The sequence below is a fragment of the Pseudomonas sp. P65(2024) genome, from assembly GCF_057480955.1.
The window spans coordinates 558,778-573,338 of sequence record NZ_JBLIYX010000001.1; the positions used below are offsets into that span (position 1 = coordinate 558,778).

Genomic DNA, 14,561 nt, shown 5'->3' on the forward strand with positions numbered 1-14,561 from the left:
AGACGACAAGGAATACCCATGCTCAAACACGCACTCTCGCTCACTCTGCCTGCGCTGCTCGCAGGCAACGTCATGGCCGCAACCATGGAATTCTGCCCCGCGCCGGCCGAAATCCAGAACACCAACGGCGTACTCACCGCCAGAGCAGAAAGCGGCGATGGCCAATGGCTCGGGCTGCTGAAAGACCAGAACAGCGTCGTGATCTCGTTCGACAGCGCCATATTCTACCCGTCCGATGGCAAGGTCGACGGCGTAGGCAGGCTGCGCGCCTGCACCTACAAGACTTCGGGAAAGCAGAGCATAGACATGCGCTACCGTACTGAAGTCACCCCCGACATCCCAATCCGGCTCGCCAATGCACCAGCCTGGAAGCGACATGAGGGTCCCTTCGGCATCATCTATTTCGAGTGTCGCTCGCAAGACCTGCAGGGCTGTGCATTCCGGGAAGCCAGGTAATGCCATCCATGCCGGCCAGCACGGCTGGCCGGCATGGGCGTGGGATGCTTTGTACAAGGGTTCTTGCTACCATCCGTGCTCGCAGCGTCAAAGGACCGTCCCCCACCATGAGCACCATTCGCGAGCGCAACAAGGAACTGATCCTGCGCGCGGCCAGTGAAGAATTCGCCGACAAGGGCTTCGCCGCCACCAAGACCAGCGACATCGCGGCCAAGGCCGGCCTGCCCAAGCCGAACGTGTACTACTACTTCAAGTCGAAGGAAAACCTCTACCGCGAGGTGCTCGAGAGCATCATCGCGCCGATCATGCAGGCCTCGACGCCGTTCAACGCCGACGGTGATCCGAAAGAGGTGCTCAGCGCGTACATCCGCTCGAAGATCCGCATCTCCCGCGACCTGCCCCACGCCTCCAAGGTGTTCGCCAGCGAGATCATGCATGGCGCGCCGCACCTGTCGCCACGCCAGGTCGAGCAGCTCAACGAGCAGGCCCGCCACAACATCGAATGCATCCAGCGCTGGATCGAGCGCGGTCAGATCGCCCATGTCGACCCGCACCACCTGATGTTCAGCATCTGGGCGGCGACGCAGACCTACGCGGATTTCGACTGGCAGATCGCCGTGGTGACCGGCAAGGCCAAGCTGGCCGACAGCGACTATGACGCGGCGGCGGAGACAATCATCCGCCTGGTGTTGAAGGGCTGCGAGCCCGAGGCGGCCTGATAGGGCCAATGGGGCTGCTGTGCAGCCCGTTCGCGACACAAGGCCGCTCCAGAGGTTACGCATTTCCCTTTAGGAGCGGCCTTGTGTCGCGATGGGCCGCAGAGCGGCCCCAAAATGACGAGCCTTACGCAGCAACACCCGCATCCGCCGTCAGCCCCACCTCTTCGATCGCACTGATCGCGCACTGCTCGTCGATATCCGAGGTATCGCCGCTGATCCCGACGGCCCCCAGCACCTTGCCGTCCCGATCACGGATCAGCACCCCGCCCGGCACCGGCACCACCGGCCGCTCGCCCAGCCCGTTCAGCGCGGCATAGAACGCCGGCCGCTGCTGCGAATCCAGCGCCAGCAGGCGCGAGCCCTTGCCCAGGGCCACCGCGCCCCAGGCCTTGCCGATGGCCACCTGCGGACGCAGCAGGGTGGCGCCATCCTCACGCTGCAGCGCCAGCAGGTGCCCGCCGGCATCCAGCACCGCCACGGTCAGCGGCGCGGCGTTGATCTTGCGGCCCGCGGCCAGCGCGGCGTTCACCACGCCGACAGCGTCTTTGAGGGTCAATGCGTTCATGAAAAGGTCCTCTTCTTGTTGTGAGAAGCCCTGAGGGCAGTTGAAAACCAGTAGACAGAATAGAACACAACGAAGGCACGCTTTGTATACAATTATTTGGCTCAATCTCACCAAGTGCGACGAAATGCCGCCTCATCGCCCAATGACCACTCAGTCAACGCCGCCGACGAAAATGGATTGACCTTTTGCGCCGAGCATGAATACACTCTGCCGCAACGCAAGTTGTATACAATTACAAAATCGATGAGGCACAAACCATGAGCAAAATGAGAGCAATCGATGCAGCCGTTCTGGTCATGCGCCGTGAAGGTGTAGATACCGCGTTCGGCATTCCGGGGGCTGCCATCAACCCGCTGTACTCGGCCCTGAAGAAAGTCGGTGGCATCGATCACGTCCTCGCTCGCCACGTCGAAGGTGCCTCGCACATGGCCGAGGGCTACACCCGCGCCAACCCGGGCAACATCGGTGTGTGCATCGGCACCTCCGGCCCTGCCGGCACCGACATGGTCACCGGCCTGTACAGCGCCTCGGCCGACTCCATCCCGATCCTCTGCATCACCGGCCAGGCACCGCGCGCACGCCTGCACAAGGAAGACTTCCAGGCCGTCGACATCACCAGCATCGTCAAGCCGGTGACCAAGTGGGCAACCACCGTCCTGGAACCAGGTCAGGTGCCCTACGCCTTCCAGAAAGCCTTCTATGAAATGCGCACCGGCCGCCCGGGCCCAGTGCTGATCGACCTGCCGTTCGACGTACAGATGGCCGAGATCGAATTCGACATCGACGCCTACGAGCCGCTGCCAGTACACAAGCCACAAGCCAGCCGCGTACAGGCCGAGAAGGCCCTGGCCCTGCTCAATGACGCCGAGCGCCCGCTGCTGGTGGCCGGTGGCGGCATCATCAACGCCGACGCCAGCGACAAGCTGGTCGAGTTCGCCGAACTGACCGGCGTGCCGGTGATCCCGACCCTGATGGGCTGGGGCACCATCCCGGACGACCACGAACTGATGGTCGGCATGGTCGGCCTGCAGACCTCGCACCGCTACGGCAACGCCACCCTGCTCAAATCCGACCTGGTGTTCGGCATCGGCAACCGCTGGGCCAACCGCCACACCGGCTCCGTCGACGTCTACACCGAAGGCCGCAAGTTCGTGCATGTGGACATCGAGCCGACCCAGATCGGCCGCGTATTCACTCCGGACCTGGGTATCGTTTCCGATGCCGGCAAGGCACTGGACGTGTTCCTGGAAGTAGCCCGCGAGTGGAAAGCCGCCGGCAAGCTCAAGTGCCGCAAGGCCTGGCTGGAAGACTGCCAGCAGCGCAAGGCCACCCTGCAGCGCAAGACCCACTTCGACAACGTGCCGGTCAAGCCGCAGCGCGTGTACGAAGAGATGAACCAGGTGTTCGGCAAGGACACCTGCTACGTCAGCACCATTGGCCTGTCGCAGATCGCCGGCGCGCAGTTCCTGCACGTGTACAAGCCACGCCACTGGATCAACTGCGGCCAGGCCGGCCCGCTGGGCTGGACCATCCCGGCCGCCCTCGGCGTGGTCAAGGCCGATCCGAAGCGCAAGGTCGTCGCGCTGTCCGGTGACTACGACTTCCAGTTCATGATCGAAGAACTGGCGGTGGGCGCGCAGTTCAACCTGCCGTACGTCCACGTGCTGGTGAACAATGCCTACCTCGGCCTGATCCGCCAGGCCCAGCGTGGCTTCGACATGGATTACTGTGTACAACTGGCCTTCGAGAACATCAACGCCACCGACGCCGCCACCTACGGTGTCGACCACGTCGCCGTGGTCGAAGGCCTGGGCTGCAAGGCCCTGCGCGTGTTCGAACCGGCCGACATCGCTCCTGCCCTGCTCAAGGCGCAGAAGATGGCCGAAGAGTTCCGTGTGCCGGTGGTGGTCGAAGTGATTCTCGAGCGCGTGACCAACATTTCCATGGGCACCGAGATCAACGCGGTCAACGAGTTCGAAGACCTCGCCCTGGTCGGCAACGACGCGCCGACCGCCATCTCGCTGCTGGACTGATCGCCTGACGCCCCCGTGCCTTGCGCGGGGGTCTTCAACGCAAGGAGACGACTTATGCCTCGCTTCGCCGCCAACCTGTCCATGCTGTTCACCGAACAGGACTTCCTGGCCCGCTTCAAGGCCGCCGCCGACGCTGGTTTCAGCGGTGTCGAATACCTTTTCCCGTACGATTTCAGCGCCGCCGAGATCAAGCAGCAGCTCGACGCCCACGGCCTGACCCAGGTGCTGTTCAACCTGCCGGCCGGTGACTGGGCCAAGGGTGAGCGCGGCATCACCTGCCACCCAGACCGCGTCGCAGAGTTCCGCGCCGGCGTCGACAAGGCCATCGAGTACGCCAAGGTGCTGGGCAACACCCAGGTCAACGCCCTGGCCGGCATTCGCCCCGAGGGCCTGGACTGCGCCACCGTGCGCAAGACCTTCGTCGACAACCTGCGCTACGCCGCCGACAAGCTCAAGGGCGCCGGGATCCGCCTGGTCATGGAAATGATCAACACCCGCGACATCCCCGGCTTCTACCTGAACACCACCCAGCAGGCCCTGGAAATCCAGGCCGAGGTGGGCAGCGACAACCTGTTCCTGCAGTACGACATCTACCACATGCAGATCATGGAAGGTGACCTGGCGCGCACCCTGGAAACCAACCTGAAACTGATCAACCACGTGCAGCTGGCCGACAACCCGGGTCGCCACGAGCCGGGCACCGGCGAGATCAACTACCGCTTCCTGTTCGAGCACCTGGACCGCATCGGCTACCAGGGCTGGGTGGGCGCGGAGTACAAGCCCAAGACCACCACCGAGGCGGGCCTGGGCTGGCTCAAGACCCACAACGCAATTTAAGACCCACCCGGAACTGTTGTAGGAGCGGCCTTGTGTCGCGAAAGGGCGGCGCAGCAGCCCCCGGCAATCTTCCGGCGTGACTGAGATCGTGGGGCCGCTACGCGCCCCTTTCGCGACACAAGGCCGCTCCTACAGGGGCCTGGTCGCCTGTTCATACAAATACAAAGAGGCAGAACTCTCATGGCTAAAATCGGTTTCCTCGGCACCGGCATCATGGGCAAGCCCATGGCCCAGAACCTGCAAAAGGCAGGTCACAGCATCTTCGTTTCCACCCACCACGACGCGGCACCGGCCGACCTGATCGCCGCCGGCGCCGTGGCCCTGGCCAACCCGAAAGAAGTTGCCCAGGAAGCCGAGTTCATCATCGTCATGGTCCCGGATACCCCGCAAGTCGAGAGCGTCCTGTTCGGTGAGAACGGCGTCGTCGAAGGCGTCGGCCCGAACAAGGTGGTAATCGACATGAGCTCGATCTCCCCCACCGCCACCAAGGCCTTCGCCGAGAAGATCAAGGCCACCGGCGCCGCCTACCTGGACGCCCCGGTGTCCGGCGGCGAAGTCGGCGCCAAGGCCGCGACCCTGAGCATCATGGTCGGCGGCTGCCCGAAGGCCTTCGAGCGTACCCTGCCGCTGTTCGAAGCCATGGGCAAGAACATCACCCGCGTCGGCGGCAACGGCGACGGCCAGACCGCCAAGGTGGCCAACCAGATCATCGTCGCCCTGAACATCCAGGCCGTCGGCGAAGCGCTGCTGTTCGCCGCCAAGAACGGCGCCGACCCGGCCAAGGTGCGCGAAGCACTGATGGGCGGCTTCGCCTCGTCGAAGATCCTCGAAGTACACGCCGAGCGCATGATCAAGGGCACCTTCGATCCGGGCTTCCGCATCAACCTGCACCAGAAGGACCTGAACCTGGCCCTGCAAGGCGCCAAGGAACTGGGCATCAACCTGCCCAACACCTCCAACGCCCAGCAAGTGTTCAGCACCTGCGTGGCGCTGGGCGGCGGCAACTGGGACCACTCGGCGCTGATCAAGGGCCTGGAGCACATGGCCAACTTCTCGATCCGCGACGACAAGTGATTTGAATCCGGGGGCTGCTGTGCAGCCCGCTCTACAGGCGGTACGCAATCCCCTGTAGGAGCGGCCTTGTGTCGCGAAAGGGGCGCAAAGCGCCCCCACGATTCCAGATCCAACAACGCTGAACCTGCAACCACAGGTCCAGTGATGACACCGAGCAACACCCGCCCCTGGTTCGGCCTGCACGGAGGCAGTTCCAGGGGCGTTTTCGATTGTGCAAAACAACAAGAATCTGGGAGCCTGCCATGTCGGTCGATCCACAAAAACTCCTGCGCGAGCTGTTCGACACAGCCATCGCCGCCGCCCACCCCCGTCAGGTCCTCGAACCCCACCTGCCCGCCGACCGTAGCGGCCGGGTCATCGTCATCGGTGCCGGCAAGGCCGCCGCCGCCATGGCCGAAGTGGTCGAAAAGAGCTGGCAAGGCGAAGTCTCTGGCTTGGTGGTCACCCGCTACGGCCATGGCGCCAGCTGCCAGAAGATCGAGGTGGTCGAAGCCGCCCACCCGGTCCCCGATGCCGCAGGCCTGGCCGTGGCCAAGCGCGTGCTCGACCTGGTCAGCAACTTGAGCGAAGACGACCGCGTCATCTTCCTGCTGTCCGGCGGCGGCTCGGCCCTGCTGGCCCTGCCCGCCGAAGGCCTGACCCTGGCCGACAAGCAGCAGATCAACAAGGCCCTGCTCAAATCCGGCGCCACCATCGGCGAGATGAACTGCGTGCGCAAGCACCTCTCGGCGATCAAGGGCGGCCGCCTGGCCAAGGCCTGCTGGCCGGCCACCGTCTACACCTACGCGATTTCCGACGTGCCCGGTGACCTCGCCACGGTCATCGCCTCCGGCCCCACCGTGGCCGACCCGAGCACCTCGGCCGACGCCCTGGCGATCATCAAGCGCTACACCATCGACGCCCCCAAGGCCGTCATCGACTGGCTCAACAACCCGGCCTCCGAGACCGTCAAGGCCGATGACCCGGCCCTGGCCCGCAGCCACTTCCAGCTGATCGCCAGGCCCCAGCAGTCGCTGGAGGCCGCCGCGGTGAAAGCCCGCCAGGCCGGCTTCAGCCCGCTGATCCTCGGTGACCTGGAGGGCGAGTCGCGCGAGGTGGCCAAGGTGCATGCCGGCATCGCCCGGCAGATCGTCCTGCACGGCCAACCGCTCAAGGCCCCCTGCGTGATCCTCTCCGGCGGCGAGACCACCGTCACCGTGCGCGGCAACGGTCGTGGCGGGCGCAACGCCGAGTTCCTGCTCAGCCTCACCGAAAGCCTCAAGGGCCTGCCGGGTGTGTACGCCCTGGCCGGCGACACCGACGGCATCGACGGCTCGGAGGACAACGCCGGCGCATTCATGACCCCGGACAGCTACGCCCGCGCCGAGGCCCTGGGCCTGTCGGCCAGCGATGAGCTGGACAACAACAACGGCTATGGCTACTTCGCCGCCCTCGACGCGCTGATCGTCACCGAGCCGACCCGCACCAACGTCAACGACTTCCGTGCCATCCTGATCCTCGAGACTCCGCAATCATGACGCCTGATAAAAAAGTCAAAATCCTCGCCACCCTCGGGCCTGCGATCAAAGGCATCGATGACATCCGCCAACTGGTCGAGGCCGGGGTGAACATCTTCCGTCTCAACTTCAGCCACGGCGAGCACGCCGACCACGCCCTGCGCTACCAGTGGATCCGCGAAGTCGAGCAGCAGCTCAACTACCCGCTGGGCATCCTCATGGACCTGCAGGGGCCGAAGCTGCGGGTCGGCCGCTTCGCCGACGGCAAGGTCCAGCTGCAACGCGGCCAGGCCCTGCGCCTGGACCTGGACAAGACCCCGGGCGACAGCCGCCGGGTCAACCTCCCGCACCCGGAGATCATCGCCGCGCTGGAGCCGGGCATGGACCTGCTGCTGGACGACGGCAAGCTGCGCCTGCGCGTCACCGCCAAGCACGGCGACGCCATCGACACCGAAGTGCTGGCCGGTGGCGAGTTGTCCGACCGCAAGGGCGTCAACGTGCCCCAGGCGGTGCTGGACCTCTCCCCGCTGACCGAAAAGGACCGCCGCGACCTGGCCTTCGGCCTGGAGCTTGGCGTGGACTGGGTGGCGCTGTCGTTCGTCCAGCGCCCTGAGGACATCGTCGAGGCCCGCCAGCTGATTGGCGAGCGCGCCTACCTGATGGCCAAGATCGAGAAGCCCTCGGCGGTCGAGCAGTTGCAGGCCATTGCCGAACTGTCCGACGCGATCATGGTCGCCCGTGGCGACCTCGGCGTGGAAGTGCCGGCCGAGAGCGTGCCGCAGATCCAGAAGGGCATCATCGGCACCTGCCGTCAGCTGGGCAAGCCGGTGGTGGTGGCCACGCAGATGCTCGAGTCGATGCGCTTCTCCCCGGCCCCGACCCGCGCCGAAGTTACCGACGTGGCCAACGCCGTGGCCGAAGGCGCGGATGCTGTGATGCTGTCGGCCGAGACCGCCTCGGGCGACTACCCGCTGGAAGCGGTGCAGATGATGAGCAAGATCATCCGCCAGGTGGAGAACGGCCCGGACTACCAGGCCCAGCTCGACGTCGGCCGGCCCAAGGCCGAAGCCACGGTGTCCGATGCCATCAGCTGCGCGATCCGCCGTATCAGCGGCATCCTGCCGGTGGCGGTGCTGGTCAACTACAGCGAGTCGGGGGCCTCGACCCTGCGCGCCGCCCGCGAGCGGCCACGGGCGCCGATCCTCAACCTGACGCCGAACCTCAACACCGCGCGCCGCCTGAGCGTGACCTGGGGCGTGCACTCGGTGGTCAACGACCGCCTGCGCCAGGTCGACGAGGTGGTCTCCACGGCGCTGGAGATCGCCCAGGCGCAAGGCATGGCCAGCCGTGGCGACACGCTGCTGATCACCGCCGGTGTGCCTTTCGGCAAGCCGGGTTCGACTAATACGCTGCGCATCGAGACCTTGGTCTGAGATCGCCGGGGGCGCTGTGCGCCCCTTTCGCGACACAAGGCCGCTCCCACAGGGATCACACCCAGGCCTGAACACACGATCCCTATGGGAGCGGCCTTGTGTCGCGAAAGGAGGGCGCAGCCCTCCCCGTACACCGATGCAACAGAACTGCGGATAACCCGAGGCCCAAAGAGGCCCACCGCTCCCCCACCCACTTTACCGACTGCCCATGTACACCAAGAATTTCGTCAACCCGTGCCCGGACTGGGCCACGGCCTTGCTCAACGGCTTCAGCCAGGTGCTGCTGCTGCGCAATCCCCTGTGCGGCCTGTGCTGCCTGCTGGCCATCCTGCTGACCGCTCCGAACCTGGTCGGCGGTGCCCTGCTTGGCGCCCTCGCCGGCCTGCTCACCGCCCAGCGCCGCGGCTACGAACGCGCCGACCGCCAGGCCGGGCTGTATTGCTACAACGGCGTGCTGATCGGCATCCTGATCAGCGCCGTGCTGCCCTGGTCGGCGATCCTGCCGCCGCTGATCATCGCCGCCGGCGGCCTGTCGAGCATGCTCACCCACCAGTGGCGCAAGCGTGGCGGCAAGCTGCTGATCGCCTACACCGCGCCCTTCGTGCTGCTAGGCTGGGCCACCCTGCTGCTGGCCGAGCCGTCGGCCAACGGCTATGTCGAGGCAGACCCTGTGTATGCCCTGCTGCGCGGCGTGGGGCAGATCTTTTTGCTCGACAAGCCCATGGCCGGCCTGCTGATCGTCATCGGCATGTACTTCGCCAACCCCTATGCCGCCACCTGGGCGGTGATCGGCTCGGCCATCGGCGGCGGGGTCGCGCTGCTGGCCGGTGAAGCGCAAGGGGCCTGGTTGGGGCTTTATGGCTTCAATGCGGCACTGGCCGCGCTGGCCTTCAGCCGCCAGGGCGAGAAACCCTGGGTGACCTTGCTCGCCATCGCCTGTGCCTTGCTGCTACAGCCACTGTTCAACCTGCTACCGCTCGCCGGGCTGACCGCGCCGTTCGTCACCGCCTGCTGGCTGATGCACCTGGGCAACCATCTGGCCCAGCTCAACCAGCGCCGTAACGCGCCTCGCTTGCACAGCTGAAACACAGCCCCTAGGCTCTGCCCATTCGCACAATGGAACGCGCCCATGGACAACCCTTCGAGCCTGCGCGAGCGGCTCTACGTCATCGTCTTCCAGACCGACACTGTCGCTGGAAGACGCTTCGACAAGATCCTCCTGCTGATCATCCTCGCCAGCCTGGTCACGGTGATTCTCGACAGCATCGACGATGTTCACCAGAACTACGCCGGGCTGCTGGCCGGCATCGAGTGGGGTTTCACGGCGATCTTCCTCGCCGAGTACATCACCCGCCTGTACTGCTCGCCCAAGCCGCTACGCTATGCCTTCAGCTTCTACGGGCTGGTCGACCTGCTGGCGATCGTGCCGGGGATCATCGCCCTGTACTACAGCGACGCCCAGTACCTGCTGATCATCCGGGTGATCCGCATGCTGCGGATCTTCCGCGTGCTCAAGCTCAGCCCCTATCTGAAGCAGGCCCACTACCTGCTGGCGGCGCTGCAAGGCAGCAAGCAGAAGATCATCGTGTTCCTGGTCAGCGTGTCGACCCTGGTCACGGTGTTCGGCACGCTGATGTACGTGATCGAAGGGCCGGAGCACGGCTTTACCAGCATTCCCAAGGGCATCTACTGGGCCATTGTCACCCTGACCACGGTAGGCTTCGGCGATATCGTGCCGAAGACGCCGCTGGGGCAGGTGCTGTCGTCGCTGGTGATGATCACCGGTTACTCGATCATTGCCGTGCCCACCGGCATCTTCACCGCCGAACTGGCCAATGCCCTGCGTGGCGAGCAGTTGCAGCATGACTGCCCGACCTGCGCCAAGCACCACCACGAGCATGGCGCGGCGTTCTGTTCGCGCTGTGGCAATGCGTTGTTTCCAAAGCAATAGGCAGCGTCCCAAGGCGGGGCAAGCATAAGCAAAGAGCCATTTGATCTTTAGCGACCAAAGCGCCAAACGCTATAGTCGCTGGCATATCGCCAACCCTTTGAATCAGAACAAGGAATGCCCCCAGTGAAAAAACTCTTCAGCGCCTCGCTGCTCGCCGCGGGCCTGGCCCTGGGCAACCTCGCCCAGGCCGCCCCGACCCTGCTCAACGTCTCCTACGACGTGATGCGCGACTTCTACAAGGACTACAACCCGGCGTTCCAGAAGCACTGGGAGGCCGAGCACAAGGAGAAGGTCAATGTGCAGATGTCCTTCGGCGGCTCGAGCAAGCAGGCGCGCGCGGTGATCGATGGCCTGCCGGCCGACGTGATCACCATGAACATGGCCACCGACATCAACGCCCTGGCCGACAACGGCAAGCTGGTGCCGGACAACTGGGTGAGCCGCCTGCCGAACAACAGCGCGCCGTTCACCTCGGCCACCGTGTTCATCGTGCGCAAGGGCAACCCCAAGGCGCTGAAGGACTGGCCGGACCTGCTCAAGGACGGCGTGCAGGTGATCGTGCCCAACCCCAAGACCTCGGGTAACGGCCGCTATACCTACCTCTCGGCCTGGGGCTACGTGCTCAAGCAGGGCGGTGACGAAACCAAGGCCCGCGACTTCGTCGGCAAGCTGTTCAAGCAGGCGCCGGTCCTGGACACCGGTGGCCGCGCCGCCACCACCACCTTCATGACCAACCAGATCGGCGACGTGCTGGTGACCTTCGAGAACGAGGCCGAGATGATCGCCCGCGAGTTCGGCCGCGACCAGTTCGAAGTGATCTACCCGAGTGTGTCGGCCGAGGCCGAGCCGCCGGTGAGCGTAGTGGACAAGGTGGTAGCCAAGAAAGGCACCCAGGCCGTGGCCGAGGAATACCTGAAGTACCTGTGGTCGCCCGAGGCTCAGGAAATCGCCGCCAACAACTACCTGCGCCCGCGTGACGCCACCGTGCTGGCCAAGTACACCGACCGCTTCCCGAAAGTCGACTTCCTGTCCGTTGAAAAAACCTTCGGCGACTGGCGCACCGTGCAGAAGACCCACTTCAATGACGGTGGCGTGTTCGACCAGATCTATACCAACAAGTAACCGCCCTTCGCCGGGTCAGGCCTGCTGGCGGAACACCAGCGCCTTCAGGCCACCCTCCGGATCCGCATCCGGAAACTCCGGCGGATTCTTAAGCCGATCGACAAACACCAGCCCCGGCGCCTGCTCGGCCATCCCCTCGATGAGAAACTGCGGCCCGATCCCCGGATCGTTGACGCAGGCCAGCACCGTACCGCCTTCAGTCAACAACTCCGGCAAACGCCGAAGGATCTTGGCGTAGTCCTGGGTCAGCACGAAGCTGCCGCGCTGGAAGGTCGGCGGGTCGATGATGATCAGGTCATACGGCCCGTACTTGCGCACCTTGCCCCATGACTTGAACAGCTCATGCCCCAGGTACGCGACCCGCGAGGCGTCATGGCCGTTGAGTCGGTGATTGTCGCGGCCCCGGGACAGCGCCGACTTGGCCATGTCCAGGTTGACCACCTGCTCGGCGCCGCCGGCGATCGCCGCCACCGAAAAGCCGCAGGTGTAGGCGAACAGGTTGAGTACGCGCTTGCCGGCCGCCTGCTCGCGTACCCAGCGTCGGCCATAGCGCATGTCGAGGAACAGGCCGTTGTTCTGGCGCACGCCCAGGTCGAGCAGGTACTTCAGGCCATCCTCGACCACCTCGCGCTGCTGGCACGGCTCGCCCCACAACCACTGGCCAGGGCTGTCCGGCAGGTAGCGGTGCTGCAGCAGGATGGCCTGGCCGGTCCACTGCGGGCGCTCGGCCAGCGCCATCAGCATCGCTTCGAGCTCGGCCAGCTGGCCCTCGGGCGGCTCACGGAACAGCGCCACCAGCAACACGCCGTCGAGCCAGTCGACGGTGATCTGCTCGAGTCCCGACCAGCAACGGCCACGGCCATGGAACAGGCGGCGGGTCTCCAGAGGGGCGGGGTCGAGGGCGGCGAGCAGGTGCTGCTCGAGGGTGGCGATGGCTGGGCTCATGTCGGCTACGGTCAGGCAAAAGCGCCATTCTACCCGCTCAAGGCCGGGCCGGGCGGTCATCAATGAAGGGGATGAGAGGGTTTGCGGCACTTTTGTCGCTTTTTTCTTGCCGGGGCGCTGTGGATAGTGCGGCCATCCCTCCCTGAAACCGGATCACTGCCATGTCACCCCTGAAAGTCGAATTCTTCCACGATGTCGTCTGCGGCTGGTGCTTCGTCCTCGCCCCGCGCCTCAAGCAGTTGCAGGACGAACTCAACCTGGACATCCAGCACCGCAGCTTCATCCTGCAGACCAGCCGCGAGGCGATGGTCGAGCGCTTCGGCTCGATGCCCAAGGCCAAGGAAACCATCCTCAGCCACTGGCTGTCGTGCTCGCGCGCCGAGGACATCAAGCGCATCAACATCGAAGCCATGCGCCAGCAGGACTTCGAATACCCCACCGGCCTGCTCTCGGGCCTCGCCTGCCAGACCGCCAAGGCGCTGGGCGGCAACGAAGGCCACGAGCGTATGTTCGACCGCCTGCAGGAAGCCCACCTGGTGCAGGCCCGCAACATCGGCGACCGCGCCACCGTGCTGGCCGTGGCCGCCGAGGCCGGCTTCGACCCGCAGGCCTTCGCCACCGCATTCGACCAGCAGGCCCCGCAGATGCTCGATGAAGAGCTGGCCCTGGGCCGGCGTCTGGGCATCAGTTCGGTGCCCAGCCTGGTGATCGATGGCCGTTACCTCATCCCCGGCGCCCTGAGCCTCGAGCAGCTGCGCCAGACCTTCATCCAGGTCCGTGCCAACCAGAACCAGGCGCAAGGAGCCGCCCAATGAAAAACCGTTACTGGATCGCCGCCGGCACCTCGCTGTCGCTGCTGACCATGGCCCTGCTGCCCGCCCCGGCGGTAGTGGCCAACGACGCCCCCGCCGCCCAGGCCAACGCCACCCCGGTGGCGGTCGCCCGGGTGCAGTCCGGCCCCATGCCGCAGGTGCTCAGCGCCGTCGGCACCCTGGAGGCGGTGCACCAGGTCAATGTCTCGCCGGAAGTCGGCGGGCGCATCACCGCGCTGGAGTTCACCGCCGGCAAGGCCGTGGCCGCCGGCCAGGTGCTGGTCAAGCTCAACGACGCGCCCGAGCGCGGCGAGCTGGCCAAGCTGCAGGCCCAGGCCAAGAACGCCAAGCTGGCCCTGGAACGCACGCGCAAGGTGCTGCCGCTGGCCTCCACCCAGGCCCAGTTGGACCAGGCCCAGGCCAACTATGACCAGTTGCTCGGCGAGATCGCCCAGGTCCAGGCGCAGATCGCGCAGAAGACCATCCGCGCCCCGTTCGCCGGCGTGCTGGGTATCCGCAAGGTCAACCTCGGCCAGTACGTCAGCCCCGGCGACAGCCTGGTGACCCTCACCGAGCTGTCGCGCCTGCACGTCAACTTCCCGCTCCCCGAGCAGTCCGCCGCCGCCCTGCAGGCCGGCCAGGCCATCACCCTCAAGGTCGACGCCTGGCCGCAGCAGCGCTTTGTCGCCGCGGTGACCACCCTGGAGCCGCAGATCGACCCGGGCGCCCGCTCCATGCAGGTGCAAGCGACCCTCGACAACCCCGGCCAGCAACTCAAGCCGGGCATGTTCGCCAACGTCAGCATCGAGCTGCCGAGCCACGCCGATGTGCTCAGCGTGCCGGAAACGGCGATCAGCTACAGCGCCTACGGCAACTCGCTGTACGTGCTGCGCGAGAAGGACGGCGCGCTGCGCGTGGAGCAGGTGTTCGTCAAGCTCGGCGCGCGCCGCGACGACCGCGTGGTGGTGCTCGATGCGCTGACCCCGGGCGACCGCGTGGTGGTGTCCGGGCAGATCCGCTTGAGCAATGGCATGCCGGTGCGGGTCACCGACGACACCCTGGCCGCCAGCACCACGCGCAAGCCGGACCTGGCCCAGCAGTAATGGGTTTGCGTGCCA

The 14,561-nt window shown here is 65.5% G+C and carries 14 protein-coding genes; 12 read left to right on the top strand and 2 right to left on the bottom strand.

Going from position 1 to position 14,561, the window contains the following annotated elements; genetic code table 11:
• Positions 1–18: 18 nt before the first annotated feature.
• Both AC25MA_RS02605 and AC25MA_RS02610 read left to right on the top strand, forming a co-directional pair.
• Positions 19–456, top strand: a complete 438-nt coding sequence (locus tag AC25MA_RS02605) for a DUF3757 domain-containing protein (RefSeq protein WP_028692839.1) — start codon at positions 19–21, stop codon at positions 454–456.
• Between the two features lie 107 nt (positions 457–563).
• Positions 564–1,175 (top strand): TetR/AcrR family transcriptional regulator, encoded by a 612-nt coding sequence (locus AC25MA_RS02610; RefSeq protein ID WP_028692838.1) that lies wholly within the window; start codon positions 564–566, stop codon positions 1,173–1,175.
• Between the two features lie 124 nt (positions 1,176–1,299).
• Here the strand turns inward: AC25MA_RS02610 and AC25MA_RS02615 are convergent, their stop codons facing one another.
• Positions 1,300–1,740, bottom strand: coding sequence for a GlcG/HbpS family heme-binding protein (locus AC25MA_RS02615; protein WP_028692837.1), 441 nt, complete (start codon positions 1,738–1,740; stop codon positions 1,300–1,302).
• A gap of 257 nt (positions 1,741–1,997) precedes the next feature.
• Here AC25MA_RS02615 and gcl point away from each other — a divergent pair, with 257 nt between their 5' ends.
• The 8 genes from gcl to AC25MA_RS02655 all read left to right on the top strand — a co-directional run bounded on the left by gcl (position 1,998) and on the right by AC25MA_RS02655 (position 11,686).
• Entirely contained in the window at positions 1,998–3,773 is a 1,776-nt protein-coding gene (gene gcl, locus AC25MA_RS02620; RefSeq protein WP_011532933.1) for a glyoxylate carboligase, read from the top strand.
• A gap of 54 nt (positions 3,774–3,827) precedes the next feature.
• Entirely contained in the window at positions 3,828–4,610 is a 783-nt protein-coding gene (gene hyi, locus AC25MA_RS02625; RefSeq protein WP_241411766.1) for a hydroxypyruvate isomerase, read from the top strand.
• Between the two features lie 180 nt (positions 4,611–4,790).
• Positions 4,791–5,684: a 2-hydroxy-3-oxopropionate reductase gene (locus tag AC25MA_RS02630; RefSeq protein ID WP_028692835.1), complete on the top strand. Its 894-nt coding sequence runs from the start codon at positions 4,791–4,793 to the stop codon at positions 5,682–5,684.
• 242 nt (positions 5,685–5,926) lie between these two features.
• Positions 5,927–7,201 carry a glycerate kinase type-2 family protein gene (locus AC25MA_RS02635; protein WP_486971764.1) on the top strand — a complete coding sequence of 425 codons (1,275 nt, stop codon included), beginning with the start codon at positions 5,927–5,929 and terminating at the stop codon, positions 7,199–7,201.
• The gene (pyk, locus tag AC25MA_RS02640) at positions 7,198–8,613 is read left to right on the top strand and encodes a pyruvate kinase (RefSeq protein ID WP_062574708.1); all 1,416 of its coding nucleotides are present in this window, start codon (positions 7,198–7,200) and stop codon (positions 8,611–8,613) included. Before AC25MA_RS02635 ends, pyk begins: the two co-directional genes overlap by 4 nt.
• Positions 8,614–8,821: 208 nt before the next feature.
• Positions 8,822–9,697, top strand: a complete 876-nt coding sequence (locus tag AC25MA_RS02645) for an urea transporter (RefSeq protein WP_028692832.1) — start codon at positions 8,822–8,824, stop codon at positions 9,695–9,697.
• Between the two features lie 45 nt (positions 9,698–9,742).
• On the top strand, positions 9,743–10,564 hold the full coding sequence (locus AC25MA_RS02650) for an ion transporter (protein ID WP_028692831.1): 822 nt from the start codon (positions 9,743–9,745) through the stop codon (positions 10,562–10,564).
• Between the two features lie 123 nt (positions 10,565–10,687).
• A complete protein-coding gene (locus AC25MA_RS02655) occupies positions 10,688–11,686 on the top strand; it encodes a sulfate ABC transporter substrate-binding protein (protein ID WP_028692830.1) in 999 nt (332 codons plus the stop codon).
• Between the two features lie 15 nt (positions 11,687–11,701).
• On the opposite strand, the gene AC25MA_RS02660 is transcribed toward AC25MA_RS02655, so the two are convergent.
• Positions 11,702–12,631: a class I SAM-dependent methyltransferase gene (locus tag AC25MA_RS02660; protein ID WP_486971765.1), complete on the bottom strand. Its 930-nt coding sequence runs from the start codon at positions 12,629–12,631 to the stop codon at positions 11,702–11,704.
• 161 nt (positions 12,632–12,792) lie between these two features.
• Between AC25MA_RS02660 and AC25MA_RS02665 the strand changes: the two genes are divergently transcribed.
• Positions 12,793–13,446, top strand: a complete 654-nt coding sequence (locus AC25MA_RS02665) for a DsbA family oxidoreductase (RefSeq protein WP_028692828.1) — start codon at positions 12,793–12,795, stop codon at positions 13,444–13,446.
• Positions 13,443–14,546 carry an efflux RND transporter periplasmic adaptor subunit gene (locus tag AC25MA_RS02670; protein ID WP_247283393.1) on the top strand — a complete coding sequence of 368 codons (1,104 nt, stop codon included), beginning with the start codon at positions 13,443–13,445 and terminating at the stop codon, positions 14,544–14,546. The genes AC25MA_RS02665 and AC25MA_RS02670 overlap by 4 nt, the downstream gene beginning before the upstream one ends.
• Positions 14,547–14,561: the final 15 nt, after the last annotated feature.

Coding starts and splice junctions, on each gene's coding strand:
- AC25MA_RS02605 (WP_028692839.1), top strand. CDS start 19: ATGCTCAAACACGCACTCTCGCTCACTCTGCCTGCGCTGCTCGCAGGC.
- AC25MA_RS02610 (WP_028692838.1), top strand. CDS start 564: ATGAGCACCATTCGCGAGCGCAACAAGGAACTGATCCTGCGCGCGGCC.
- AC25MA_RS02615 (WP_028692837.1), bottom strand. CDS start 1,740: ATGAACGCATTGACCCTCAAAGACGCTGTCGGCGTGGTGAACGCCGCG.
- gcl (WP_011532933.1), top strand. CDS start 1,998: ATGAGCAAAATGAGAGCAATCGATGCAGCCGTTCTGGTCATGCGCCGT.
- hyi (WP_241411766.1), top strand. CDS start 3,828: ATGCCTCGCTTCGCCGCCAACCTGTCCATGCTGTTCACCGAACAGGAC.
- AC25MA_RS02630 (WP_028692835.1), top strand. CDS start 4,791: ATGGCTAAAATCGGTTTCCTCGGCACCGGCATCATGGGCAAGCCCATG.
- AC25MA_RS02635 (WP_486971764.1), top strand. CDS start 5,927: ATGTCGGTCGATCCACAAAAACTCCTGCGCGAGCTGTTCGACACAGCC.
- pyk (WP_062574708.1), top strand. CDS start 7,198: ATGACGCCTGATAAAAAAGTCAAAATCCTCGCCACCCTCGGGCCTGCG.
- AC25MA_RS02645 (WP_028692832.1), top strand. CDS start 8,822: ATGTACACCAAGAATTTCGTCAACCCGTGCCCGGACTGGGCCACGGCC.
- AC25MA_RS02650 (WP_028692831.1), top strand. CDS start 9,743: ATGGACAACCCTTCGAGCCTGCGCGAGCGGCTCTACGTCATCGTCTTC.
- AC25MA_RS02660 (WP_486971765.1), bottom strand. CDS start 12,631: ATGAGCCCAGCCATCGCCACCCTCGAGCAGCACCTGCTCGCCGCCCTC.
- AC25MA_RS02665 (WP_028692828.1), top strand. CDS start 12,793: ATGTCACCCCTGAAAGTCGAATTCTTCCACGATGTCGTCTGCGGCTGG.
- AC25MA_RS02670 (WP_247283393.1), top strand. CDS start 13,443: ATGAAAAACCGTTACTGGATCGCCGCCGGCACCTCGCTGTCGCTGCTG.